At 44.8% G+C, this 12,406-nt stretch carries 9 protein-coding genes; 7 read left to right on the top strand and 2 right to left on the bottom strand.

Going from position 1 to position 12,406, the window contains the following annotated elements; translation table 11 throughout:
- Nucleotides 1-3,680 (bottom strand): tandem-95 repeat protein (locus R7E51_RS11920; protein ID WP_318128308.1); only part of this gene is annotated, 3,680 nt, incomplete at its 3' end.
- A gap of 400 nt (nt 3,681-4,080) precedes the next feature.
- Here R7E51_RS11920 and R7E51_RS11915 point away from each other — a divergent pair.
- From R7E51_RS11915 to R7E51_RS11890, 6 genes are all read left to right on the top strand, one after another.
- On the top strand, nt 4,081-5,391 hold the full coding sequence (locus R7E51_RS11915; protein WP_017821962.1) for a TolC family outer membrane protein: 1,311 nt from the start codon (nt 4,081-4,083) through the stop codon (nt 5,389-5,391).
- 2 nt (nt 5,392-5,393) lie between these two features.
- Nucleotides 5,394-6,008, top strand: a complete 615-nt coding sequence (locus R7E51_RS11910) for an OmpA family protein (protein ID WP_005377354.1) — start codon at nt 5,394-5,396, stop codon at nt 6,006-6,008.
- 175 nt (nt 6,009-6,183) lie between these two features.
- Nucleotides 6,184-6,537 carry a DUF2750 domain-containing protein gene (locus R7E51_RS11905; RefSeq protein ID WP_005377352.1) on the top strand — a complete coding sequence of 118 codons (354 nt, stop codon included), beginning with the start codon at nt 6,184-6,186 and terminating at the stop codon, nt 6,535-6,537.
- Nucleotides 6,538-6,723: 186 nt separating this feature from the next.
- On the top strand, nt 6,724-8,694 hold the full coding sequence (locus tag R7E51_RS11900; RefSeq protein WP_021033902.1) for a tetratricopeptide repeat-containing diguanylate cyclase: 1,971 nt from the start codon (nt 6,724-6,726) through the stop codon (nt 8,692-8,694).
- 87 nt (nt 8,695-8,781) lie between these two features.
- On the top strand, nt 8,782-9,480 hold the full coding sequence (locus R7E51_RS11895) for an IclR family transcriptional regulator (protein WP_017821666.1): 699 nt from the start codon (nt 8,782-8,784) through the stop codon (nt 9,478-9,480).
- A 106-nt stretch (nt 9,481-9,586) separates the two neighbouring features.
- A complete protein-coding gene (locus tag R7E51_RS11890; RefSeq protein WP_017821667.1) occupies nt 9,587-10,279 on the top strand; it encodes an SDR family oxidoreductase in 693 nt (230 codons plus the stop codon).
- Between the two features lie 198 nt (nt 10,280-10,477).
- On the opposite strand, the gene dkgB is transcribed toward R7E51_RS11890, so the two are convergent.
- Nucleotides 10,478-11,278, bottom strand: a complete 801-nt coding sequence (dkgB, locus tag R7E51_RS11885; RefSeq protein ID WP_017821668.1) for a 2,5-didehydrogluconate reductase DkgB — start codon at nt 11,276-11,278, stop codon at nt 10,478-10,480.
- Nucleotides 11,279-11,390: 112 nt separating this feature from the next.
- Here dkgB and R7E51_RS11880 point away from each other — a divergent pair, with 112 nt between their 5' ends.
- Nucleotides 11,391-12,296: a LysR family transcriptional regulator gene (locus tag R7E51_RS11880; protein WP_017821669.1), complete on the top strand. Its 906-nt coding sequence runs from the start codon at nt 11,391-11,393 to the stop codon at nt 12,294-12,296.
- Nucleotides 12,297-12,406: the final 110 nt, after the last annotated feature.

Below are 12,406 nucleotides of genomic sequence, written 5' to 3'. Positions count from 1 at the left end.
TCAACAATCTCAACTGTGCCTTGCGCTTCAGGTACAGACGCCGATTCAATCGACAGCTTATCGCCATCGATGTCAGTGTCGTTTGGCAGAACATCAATCGTCACTGGCGTGTCTTCGTCAGTGACAGCGGTATCATCTTTTGCCACTGGCGCATCATTCACTGGTGTGACATCGACGTTCACCGTGGTGAATTCCGATACCCCACCGGAGGTAACGATGTAGGTGAAGCTGTCTGTACCGTGGAAGTTGTCGTTTGGCGTGTAAGTGACACTGCCGTCCGGGTTGACCGAGACCGTGCCGTTGGCTGGTCCATTGTTGGTATCCAGCGACACCACTTTGTCGTCGCCTTCAAACGTGTCGTTACCTAGGACGTTAATGATGGTCGGCGTGTCTTCCACAACCGTCGCGCGGTCAGATTCAATATCTGCCACAGGCGCAACCATAAAGTTTACCGTTTGGCTGACGCTTTCACCGCTTGGATCGGTAGCCGTAAAGGTTAACGCTTCTGAGCCGTTCCAGTCTGCCGTTGGGCTAATGGTCGCGATGCCATTTTCTATTGAGACATTGACATTACTGTTGCCTGAGACGCTAAACGTTAACTCACCATCGGCGTTATCCACATCACTGAAGGCCGTATTCAGATCGATGCTGTATGGCGTAAAGTCTTCCGCCAAGGTTTGGTCTGCAATGCTGCTCTCAACCACTGGCGTGTCGTTTACGGCATTTACGGTGACGTTGACCGTTGCTTGGTCGGTCAGCGCACCATCGGTGATGGTGTAAGTGATTTCAGCGTCACCATGGAAGTTCTCAGCTGGTGTGAACACCAATTTGTCGTCAACAATCTCGACTGTGCCTTGCGCTTCAGGTACAGACGCCGATTCAATCGACAGCTTATCGCCATCGATGTCAGTGTCGTTTGGCAGAACATCAATCGTGACAGCGGTATCTTCTTGTGTTGTTGCCGCGTCATCTTTTGCCACTGGCGCATCGTTCACTGGCGTCACATCGACGTTCACCGTGGTGGACTCTGATACCCCACCTGAGGTGACGATGTAGGTGAAGCTGTCTGTGCCGTGGAAGTTGTCGTTTGGCGTGTAAGTGACGCTGCCATCCGGGTTGACCGAGACCGTGCCGTTGGCTGGACCGTGATTGGTATCGAGCGACACCACTTTATCGTCGCCTTCGAACGTGTCGTTACCTAAGACCTTGATGACGGTCGGCGTGTCTTCCACTACCGTCGCTTTATCTGCCACGATGTCCGCCACAGGCGCTACCGTGAAGTTCACCGTTTGGCTAACGCTCTCGCCGCTTGGATCGGCGGCAGTAAAGGTCAGCGCTTCAGAGCCGTTCCAGTCTGCCGTTGGGCTAATGGTCGCGATGCCATTTTCAATCGACACCAACACGTTGCTGTTGCCAGAGACGCTAAACGTTAACTCGCCATCCACGTTATCCACATCGCTGAAAGCGGTATTTAGATCGATGCTGTATGGCGTAAAATCTTCCGCCAAGGTTTGGTCTGCAATGCTGCTTTCAACCACAGGCGTGTCGTTCACCGCATTCACGGTGACGTTGACCGTCGCTTGGTCAGTCAGTGAACCATCCGTAACGGTGTAAGTGATTTCAGCATCACCATTGAAGTTCTCAGCTGGTGTGAACACCAATTTGCCATCAACAATTTCGACTTTACCTTGTGCTTCAGGTACAGACGCCGATTGGATAGACAGCGTATCACCATCAATATCAGTATCGTTTGGCAGGACATCAATCGTGACAGCGGTATCTTCTTGTGTTGTGGCCGCGTCATCGTTTGCCACTGGCGCGTCATTGACTGGCGTCACATCGACGTTCACCGTGGTGGACTCCGATACCCCACCGGACGTAACGATGTAGGTGAAACTGTCTGCCCCGTGGAAATTGTCGTTTGGCGTGTAAGTCACGCTGCCATCCGGGTTGACCGAGACCGTACCGTTAGCTGGACCGTTGTTGGTATCGAGCGACACCACTTTATCGTCGCCTTCAAACGTGTCGTTACCTAAGACCTTAATGATGGTTGGTGTGTCTTCCACAACCGTCGCGTTGTCTGCCACGATGTCCGCCACTGGCGCAACTGTGAAGTTCACCGTTTGGCTAACGCTCTCGCCGCTTGGATCGGTGGCCGTAAACGTCAACGCTTCTGAGCCGTTCCAGTCTGCGGTTGGAGTGAACGTAGCAATACCATTGACGATCGCCACTTGAATGTTGCTGTTGCCAGAAACGCTGAAGCTCAGCTCGCCATCCACGTTATCCACATCGCTGAAGGCCGTATTCAGATCGATGCTGTATGGCGTAAAGTCTTCCGCCAAGGCTTGGTCTGCAATGCTGCTTTCAACCACAGGCGCGTCGTTCACCGCATTCACGGTGACGTTGACCGTCGCTTGGTCAGTCAGCGCACCATCGGTGACGGTGTAAGTGATTTCAGCATCGCCATGGAAGTTCTCAGCCGGTGTGAACACCAGTTTGCCGTCAACAATCTCGACTGTCCCTTGGTCACTCGGCACAGATGCTGAGTCAATCGACAGCGTATCGCCATCAATATCGGTGTCGTTTGGCAGGACATCAACCGTTACTGAGCTATCTTCCTCTGTAATTGTTGTATCATTAGAGGCAATAGGCGCATCGTTAACTGAGTTTACTGTTACCGAAACTTGAGCTTCATCCTCTAACTCACCATCTGTGATGGTGTAGCTAATCGTTGCATTACCGTTGAAATTTTCAGCCGGAGTGAAAACAAGCTTACCATCGATAATCTCAACGATACCTTGCTCTTCTGGTACAGAAGCAGAGGTAATGATTAAATCATCACCTTCAATATCACTGTCGTTAGCGAGCACATCAATTACAACCTGGGAATCCTCGTCAGTTTGAATCGCATCATTAGTTGCTATTGGCGCGTCATTAACAGGCGTAATATCTAAGTTAGCAGTGCCATTAATAACACCGCCATCGTTATCAATAATGTCATAGGAGAATGACACTTCAGTGTCATCATCAGCCTCTGGAATGTAAGTCCAAGATCCATCGCTGTTATCAATTAAGGTGCCATTCCCACTCTCAATAGTGACGTTTGTAATGACAAGAGTATCGGCATCATCAATATTGACATTAGATAGTAATTCTTCAGTAGTTATCGTGATTGGATCGCTATCTTCCTCAACAGCGCTTAATGTCACTGGAGAATTAGTAAGTGGCTTACTTGAGCCATCCCCACTTGTCTCGATACCTGTTGTGAAGAAGTCATTTAAGGTCAACGCTTGTGTTTCAGATAAGCCGAGGGATTCTAGGCCAATAGTTTCAAAGTTTGTTGAGGCTAGCACTTCAGTACCATCTCGTACAATCGTGGCACTATTTTGCAAACTGGAGCCACTATTTTCACCCGCTGCAGGTGCGAGTTCTTCATCAATAGCAGAAGGGTCTTGACCTTGCTCAATAGCACTAATAATCTGTGCTACATCGTCTGAAATATCTTTTAAGCCTTGCTCTTGAGCAAGCTGAATTTTCAGGTCTTGAGGCGCAGCATCTGTCATTGCCACTATCACTTCACCTGGTAGAGGCTGCTGTCCTTCTGCAAGGACTCTCAGCTGCCCATCCAAACCTATTACGACGACTTGATTACCGAGTGGCACTAATGCTGTACGATCCATATAAACCTTAACCCTAAATAACTGTCAAGTTTTTGACTAACAATACTAATTTGCTATATATTGCCCTAATATATAGTGCAATAACAGCAATTTGATGCTCAATAAAGTAATTATGTGTCATACATCAATAAGAATCCAGATGCATAAGTGTTTTATTTTATTAAAATCTGGACACTCGTTTCTAGCCATTACCTCCATCTTTAATTTGAGATCTTAATTCAAGTTTTAGGCAGATTTAGTAGGTTGATTTATCAAAATTGAAACAAATGAACAGCGAATCAACAGGTTACTTCATCGCATATTAATGTTATTGTGCGCTAAATTATTGACGCCCTTATAAGTATTCCACTTATAAGCCCTATCACCTCGAGAATTTTTACCATTATCTAGGAGAATCACAGTGAAGTGGACTCGTGCCAACGCCTTTTGTATTGGTATGTTCACCGCTAGTCATGCGTTTGGGCAAACGCTAGAGCAAGCGGTTGAAAACACATTAAAAACCAATCCTGACATCAAAAGTGCGTTCAATGAATTCGTTAGCAAGCAGTATGTGAATGAAGCATCTGGTGGTGCTTACCTCCCATCCGTAGACTTAGATGCCGGTATCGGTTACGAAGGAATCAAACCCGCAGAGTCAGGGCGAGATTCAACCGACCTGACAAGAAAAGAAGCCACCGTGACACTAACCCAGCTAATATGGGATGGCTCAGCGACACTTAATGATATGGATCGAACAGCAGCTGATGCTGAATCGGTCCGTTATCAACTTCTAGCTGATGCCCAAGACACCGCTCTAGAGGTCGCGAAAGTTTATTTAGACTCAGTAAAAGCTTATGAAATTCTTACACTTTCCGAGAATAACTTGAAAGTGCATAAGAAGATCTATGAAGACATTAAAAAGCGAGTTAACTCAGGTATCGGTTCTACAGCAGACCTAACCCAGGTAGAGGCTCGTTTAGCAAAGGCTCACGGTAACTTGGTGGCAGCTCAGAACAACTTATATGACAGCCACACCACCTTTACACGCCTTGTCGGACAGTCACCACAAGGATTGATTTTCCCAAGAGCGGACCAAAACTTTATTCCCTACACCATCGATGAAGCGATTGACTTGGCATTCGAGTCACACCCAGTAATCAAAATCTCGGTAGCTGATGTGGACTCTGCAAAGTTCCAATACAAGCAATCTAAGGGAGCTTACTACCCAACGATATCGGTAGAAGCGGCTCAAACATGGCGTGATGATGCAAGCGGTATTGAAGGAAGCAGCGAAGAGACAACAGCGATGTTGCGCATGCGTTACAACCTCTTTAACGGTGGTAGTGACGTAGCCAACGCTGAAAGTTTTGCCTACCAACTAAATAAAGCAAAAGACTTAAGAGAACGTGCATACCGCCAAGTCGAAGAAGGTCTTCGTCTATCTTGGAGTGCGTTAGATTTAACACTTCAACAAAAAGAGTTCCTAGCGGATCACGTAGATTCGGCCTCTGAAACTGTCATCGCCTACGAAAAGCAGTATCGCATTGGAAAACGCACTCTGCTGGACTTGTTAAATACTGAAAACGAACTTTTCGAAGCGAGAAAGAACTACTTGGATGCTCGATACTCAGAGCAGTACGCCAAGTACCGCGTTATGAACGCGACTGGCCAATTGTTAAATGCCTTGCGTGTCGATGTACCTACAGAATGGAATGAAAAGGTGGAGTACTGATCATGAAACCAGTGAAGATTCTATTTGCATTGGGTATGCTCGCCATCACTCAACACGTTGTTGCTGAAGACGAATATGAGTATCGTCCTGTACCAAATGCAGAACAAATAGCAGATTTGCAAGATGACGATAACGATGGTGTCATCAATGCTCGAGATATGTGCCCAGGTACACCTGAAGGCTCAGAGGTCGACAACGACGGTTGTGGAGAATACATTAAAGCATCAGATAACATGCAAGTGCGGATACTTTTTGCTAACGACTCTGATGAGATCAATCCAGTCTTCAGAAGACAAGTCCGAGAGCTTTCCGACTTTTTAAAAGAGTACCCTACTACTTCGATAGAGCTGCACGGCTATGCTAGTAAAGTTGGTGGTTCAAAGCATAACCAAGATCTTTCTGAAAGACGAGCACGCAATGTCCGTGAAGCCCTACTAAGCTACGACATCGAACCGAGTAGAGTCCGCATTGTTGGTTTTGGTGACACTCACTTAGCACAGCAAGGGACCGATGAAGTCAGCCATGCTTTAAATCGTCGAGTAACCGCATCAGTCGTTGGTTACAAAGGCGAGATAAAAAGAGAGTGGACAATATTCACAACTCTTCCAGAAAGGTAAAGTACCTGTTTTTGTTTGCTCTGCAAGCACAAAGCAAACAAAAACGAGTGAATACTTAACCTCAGAAAAGGAGCTTCGGCTCCTTTATTTTTACTCATTTCGACAACCGTATTATGCTTTAGGAATCGGCACTTTAGTGTTACTCTAGCCACGTCATAACAACGAGAGTTTTGAAATGAGCAAACTTACATCAGATATCCAAGCGAACCTTGACCTTTTTGTTGCAGAAACGAAAGAAAACCAATTGGTTTGGGGTTTACGCAATGAAGAAGGTTGGCTATCTTGCGATTCAACTGAATTCGAAAACAGCGAAGTCATGCCTTTCTGGTCTTCTAAAGAAGATGCAGAAGCACATAATGTTGAAGAATGGGCAGATTTTACTGTACTAGAAATCCCATTAGATATCTTTGTTGAAGATTGGCTTTTGACTCTTGCTGAAGATGGTGTTCTTGTTGGAACTAACTGGAACGATCAGTTAGAAGGCAAAGAAATGGAGCCTCAAGATCTAGCAAAGCTTTACATTGATTAAAGATTTCTGACCTCAACTTTATGTTGAGGTCTTTCTTTTTATGCCTCTTCTTTCAATATCTCGACCAAGTGCATAGTTTCACTACTCTTTTTCTTAGTACACCCAACTTAATCACAACGCTGATGCGTTAAAAGCGCTATGATAACTCAACTTTAAAGGCACCTTAAATTAAAGGCTCGTTTAAACATGCGCGTGCTCTATCCCTTGCTTGCGTCACTTTTGCTCACTCCAGTATATGCAAGCGACACTCAAGATATTGAACCAAACCAAAATATCACACAGTGGCACTCTGTCTACCAAACCACACTACGAAGCAACCCTGAGTCGGCATTGAGCATGCTTCAAGATCGCTACCATACAGCGAAATCGGACAGCGAAAAGCTCTACGTAAGTGGATTGATTTATGAATATATGTCAAACATAAATCAGCCTTACTACGGCAGCAGTCAAGTCTTAGACAACCCTTTTTCTCAATTAGAATCAGAATATATTCTTGCCTTAAATGAACGTAAGCATGGTAGTTACGAGGCCTCAGTAGATAGCTTTTCTTCTTTGCGACAGACAATGAAGAAAATATCCGATTCCGAAGGCAAGGCTCTGATGAACTATCAACTTTGTTATACGCTGAATCAACAAGGTCGTTATCACAAAGCAAACTTTTATTGCTCATCCATAGAGAGCCACTTAAATCATAAGCATCAAGAAAACTTCCCTGTTGATCTTGCTTTGCGCGTGGTAGCAAATAACTACAATTACCGTGGTGACTATGAAAAAGCCTTAAGTTTGTATCGACAGTTGATGGCCAACATGTCGACGCAAAGCGATCCTTCAGGGATTTACAATGACGTCGGCAATTTACTTGCAGAGCTGGGGCAATTTGAACAATCAGAGCAATATCTCATTCAAGCCTTACTGGTTCGCCAAGATGAAGGGACACCTCTTGAAGTTGCGCAAGTCGAACATAGTCTAGGAGCGATGTACAGAAAATCCAAAGAACTCGATAAGTCCATCAGCCACTACAAAAATGCATTAACGATTCTCGAACAACTTCATTATCCATACGGGCAAGGGTTGACCTATTTAGGGTTATCTGCTGCTTTGGCCGATTCTGGGCAATTGGATACCGCGGTAGATTACATTGGAAGAGCATTAAACATTGCCCAAACTTATGAGAATACGCACCTTGAAACAGAGGGTCATTTGGCTGCTGGATTGGCATATTTAAAGAACCATACACCCGAAAAATCGATTGAACACGGTACAATTGCGTTAAGATTAGCGGTAAAAAACGCTAGGCCCTTATTGCAAGCGCAAGCCCAATTACTCCTCTCAAAAGCATACCAAGCTCAAAATGATTACAAAAAGGCGCTGGAGCATCACAAGGCCTACTCGACGATTGAACTAACGAACCGAGACGCGAGTAATATCAAGGCGTTAGAGGCACTAGATCTCACTAAAAAAGAGTATGAATATGATCTACAAGTCGCGCAGTTGAACAACGAAACTCTTCAAAGTCAGTACCAGTTTGAAAAACTCACAGACCAACAACGCACTTATAATTTTGTTGTTTTCTGTTTATTGGTTCTCCTCGCTCTGGCATTGATGGTTCAGCGACAAACACGCTTAAAAGCCAAAATAGACAGCTTAACGTGTGCATTAAACAGAGCGGCAATTATAGAGACGATTAAAAGCCACACCTCCAAAGCGGAAGGAGACTTCCGCTACGTTCTAGCATTAATCGATCTAGATGACTTTAAGGCGATTAATGATCAGTATGGTCATCCGACTGGCGACTTAGTACTACAACAGGTATGCAAAGCGCTTAAAGCTAAACTTAATAAGGGAGAGTACTTGGGTCGTTTAGGTGGAGAAGAGTTTATCTTGCTATTGAAAAACGTCGATGAGATTGACGTTCCCTTTAGAATACAAAGTCTGCATAAAACAATTTCAGAAAAGAGTGTACATTCGCTTAATAACCATCAATTGAATATATCTGCGAGTCTGGCCTATCTATCAACCTCAATGCCACTCACCAACTTTGATGAGCTCTATTCGATATTAGACCAAGCGTTATACAATGCTAAGAAGCAAGGAAAAAACTCCCTTGTGGATGCATACAACGAGCCGATCAGTTTAAGTGCTGAGTATATTCTCTAATAAAACCAAACCACCAGCGTAGTGGTTTGTTATAGGTGGAAGCATCAGTAAGCCATTCAGATGCAACACCATCATCAAGGAGTCTTTGTGCCCAAGGCAAGAAAAAACATTCAGTCTCTAGAGCGAGGTTTTCTAATCCTCGAGTTGCTCTCGATGAGTGAGTCTCCCCTATCATTACAGACGATCAGTAATGCGATCCAGTTAAATAAGACGACTGTTCACGGGTTACTTGCGACTCTACACTCTCTTGGATATGTATCCAAACACAACCATAGCTACAGCCTAGGGTTTAGATGCTATGAACTGTCTAAGCCGATTGAACAAAAAAACGAAGCTATCCGACAGCATTTTGTTCCATTGCTGAAAAAAATGGCCCAAATGACTAACAACACTGCTTACCTCGCTGTACAAAGTGGCGCTAAAGAGTACTTGTATATCGATGCTATAGAGCAGGATAACCCTCTTACTATCCGTAGCCCGAGAGGGAAACGAGAAGGACTCACAACATCTGCGATCGGCAAGGTTTTTCTTAGTTTTGATGATGAGCTTCGCCGAACATTGCGCCTTGAAAGCCAAATATCCCCCACGTTAGAAACTGAACTTAATCAGGTTGTATTATCAGGTTACGCACTCGATTTAGAAGAGGCAGAGCCAAACCTCAATTGCTTAGCGATCCCCCTTTATTTGGATGGTAAAGTCGTTGCTGTTGCAGGTGTTAGCGGTGCTGCCTCCGAACTGACGGTCACTAGGCTAAAACACTTTGCCAGCATCTTTCTCAAATTTTAAGATTTGACAATGTCGAATCCTAGGCCATTTTTATACTGTTTTGATTACATGCTTATACGTCGCCTCTAATATGGTCGTTGTTCAACTCAACAACGTAGGAGAAGCGATGTCTACTGTATTAATCACCGGCGCTAACCGTGGCTTAGGCTTGCAATTTGTCCGCCACTACCTTGGAAAAGGTTGGCAAGTTATCGCAACTTGTCGTTCACCAGAAAATGCTAAGCAGCTCAATGAACTAGTAACCCAATCCAATCAACTTCAACTGATGGCTCTAGACGTCACTAACCAACAAGATATCGATCAGTTAGCCACTCAATTAGCGGATCGTCCGCTCGATCATTTAGTTCTTAATGCAGGTGTATTAGGCGAAGAGTGTGCAAAGCTTGGCGAAATGACCCAGAAAAAATGGCTAGAAGTACTAAACATAAATACCGTCGCACCTGCCCTGCTAATTCAAGCCCTACAAGACAACGTTGCGAAAAGTCAGCACAAAACCATCGTGGGAATCTCAACCCGAGTTGCGAGTTTAAGCGATAACAGTTCAGGTAACATGTACAGTTATCGAGCATCTAAAGCAGCGCTTAATCAGGTTCTAGTATCAGCAGCACGCAATCTCGAATCGCGAGGAGTAAAAACTGTCGCAGTTCATCCCGGCTGGGTAAAAACCGATATGGGCGGTGAGGACGCAACCTTTTCTGCCGAGGAAAGTGTTGCAGGCATTGTTTCGGTCGCAGAACAGCTAACACTTAAGCTATCCGGAAGCTTCCGCGTATTTGATGGCTCTACAATCGAATGGTAACTGTTCTCTAAATGACGTCTCCCGGCCAAATTGAAGGCCGGGAGAATACAGTAAACTAATAGGCCAAAAAGATAAAAGCTCGCACTATCGTCAGACAAGCGAGCCGTTATCGTCTATGGTGTTGTACTACCGTCAAACGCTGAGGAAGTCAGCGATTGCAGAGGTGTCATTTAGACAATGATTTCCCGTGAAACTCACTCAATCATCCCACTCAGGCGCTAGCCCTTCAGGGTTTACTTCGCGGCCATTTCTTTCCAACGCATCTATCTTTGCAATCGTCTCTTCACTCAGATTAAGTTCAAGTGCTTTCAGGTTACTTGCCAAATTCTCTCGTTTAGTTGAAGACGGGATCACCGCGTAACCTTTTGACAAAGCCCAAGCAAGCGCGACTTGAGCGGGCGTGGCCTGATAGTCCTCAGCAATACCTGCAATAGTTGGGTCCCCAAGTACTTTCCCATATGCCAAGGTCATGTAAGACGTTACCTGAATATCGTTTTCCTGCATGAAGCTGACCAACTTACGATTTTGCAAATAAGGGCTAAGCTCGATTTGGTTAGTAACAATATTCTCTTTACCGACCACTTCTATCGCTTGTTGCAACAAGTCAATATTAAAGTTGGATACGCCAATATTACGGGTTAACCCTTGCGATTTAGCTTCAAGTAATGAAGCCATGTATTCGTTCAAGTTATTGTTATTGCCAGGCCAGTGGATCAAGGTCAAATCCACATAATCTGTATTTAGCTTTTCTAAGCTCTCTTTTAGACTTGGAATGAGTTGTTCCGTGTTCATGTTATCAACCCAGATCTTGGTCGTAATGAATAGCTCATCACGTGCAATACCGGACTGTGTCAATACTTCACCGATTTCTGCCTCATTACCGTAAATCTGTGCAGTATCAATTACGCGGTAACCCACTTCTAACGCATTACGGACTGAATCCTTAACTACTTCACCCTCTAAACGAAACGTGCCGACGCCAAATGATGGTACTTTCATCTAAATCTCCTGACTTATCGATTTTATAGTTGATTCGAAGCAAAACTTTACGCCGCAAGAAACTTTCCGTAAAGTTAACAATACTCAAATCTAATTTGAAATATATTCAACAATGAAAGCTACTCTAGATGAAATGCGCACCTTTATGGCCGTGGTCGATACGGGTTCAATCAGCTCTGCGGCTGAACTGTTATCGATGACCGTCTCTGCGGTGAGTCGATCGGTATCTCGGCTAGAAGCCAAACTCGAAACGACCTTGTTAAATCGCACAACCCGTAAGTTAGATGTTACTAATGAAGGAACGATATACCTCGATAAAGTCAGACATATTGTAGAAGCAGTAGAGAATGCCGAAGCACAACTGAAAAGCCAGAAATATAAGCCTTCTGGCCTCCTACGAATAAACGCAGCTACCCCCTTCTTACTGCACGTACTAACGCCGCACATTGCTAAATATCAGAGCTTGTATCCAGAAGTCGAAATCGATCTCAATTCCAATGAGGAAAATATTAGCCTTTTGGGAACAAAAACCGATATTGCTTTTCGTATCGGTGAGCTACAAAACTCAACCATGCGCGCGATATTTCTTGGTAAAAGTCGGATTCGAATCGTCGCGAGTCCAGAGTATTTAAGACAACATGGTACTCCAACCTCAATAGATCAGTTACTCAATCACAAGCTACTTGGATTCAACAAGCCGGAGTATCTTAAGGAATGGCCGATCATGGATGATAAGAACAAACTTCTGCGTATTATGAGTAGCCTAAGATCTGATAATGGCGAGACGCTAAGATGTTTAGCCTTACATGGTGCGGGGATAGCTTGCCTGTCTGACTTTATGACCTACTCTGACCGACAAGCTGGTCGCTTAGTGGGCGTGCTTAGTGAACACACGCATAATGTCGAACAGCCCGTTCATGCGGTGTATTACAAAAATGCCAGTACCTCACGCCGGATCAGCTCTTTTATTGACTTCATCAAGCAAGAAATCAAGGTAGAGAACCAGCAGTTCCTTTAAAGACCACCGCTGTTTGTGGCAAAACACTTTTGTCTTTTTGCCGCTTTTTCTCACAACAAAAATCTCATAGTGTCCTGAATATCAGGGAGGCACCTTGCCTCCTAGTACTC

Source organism: Vibrio sp. Vb1166 (genome assembly GCF_033338695.1).
Lineage (GTDB): Bacteria > Pseudomonadota > Gammaproteobacteria > Enterobacterales > Vibrionaceae > Vibrio > Vibrio alginolyticus.
Note: the sequence above shows the minus strand (reverse complement) of the source record. Positions and strands in the feature narration are given on the sequence as shown.